Source organism: Aerococcus sp. L_32 (assembly GCF_050689315.1).
On sequence record NZ_JBOEQF010000860.1, the window covers coordinates 1 to 791 of the forward strand.

General features: G+C 40.8%; 1 protein-coding gene. It reads left to right on the top strand.

Annotation, left to right across the window (positions count from 1 at the left end; translation table 11 throughout):
- Positions 1 to 13: 13 nt before the first annotated feature.
- Positions 14 to 791 (top strand): glutamate ligase domain-containing protein (locus ACRCJ0_RS16945; RefSeq protein WP_431391323.1); only part of this gene is annotated, 778 nt, incomplete at its 3' end.

Here is a 791-nt window from a genome sequence, read left to right on the forward strand (position 1 = left end):
AAAAATAGAATCCATGTCCTATTTCGAGGTCCTCACTGTAGCCTTCTTTATCTATGCTGGCCAGGTGGACGTCGATTTACTGATCATTGAAGTAGGGATTGGTGGCGAAAAGGACTACACCAATATTCTCCCACATGCCGTCCGGGTCATTACCTCTATTGGTAAAGACCACATTCCTAGTTTAGGTGAAGATGAATTTGCCATTACCAAGCAAAAAGCCGGCATAATGCACCATGGGGATACCCTGGTTGTTGGGGAAATTGCCCCAGAATACTTGGCTATTATCCAAGACAAAGTGACTCAAGAAGAAGGTCAATTGATTTCTTATAAATTGCAACCGCAGATGGATATTCCGCAACTTGGTTTTTATCAAGTATGGAATGCTCGGACAGCTTACGCTGCTTTTGTCGCTTTTACAAAGGGAAATGGCTTGTATTTTAACCAACAAACAGCCATTGCAGCCATTCAAGCGACGGCCTTACCAGGTCGTATGGAATTGATTGCTAACCAGCCAGCCACCTATATTGATGGCGCCCACAATATTTCAGCCATTAAAGTGTTGCTGAAAGCATTAAAGGCGACTTTTGCGGATAAGAGAATTATCATGTATTTTTCAAGTTTAGATCGTAAGGAAATTAACGACTCACTAGACTATATCCAAGCACATTCGGACATTGAACTATATGTCACCACATTTGATTATGGAGAAGCGAGAAAAGAAAACGATTATTTAGTCACTACAGATGCGAAATTTGTGAATAATTGGTATGATGATTATAAGCAATCCGCAT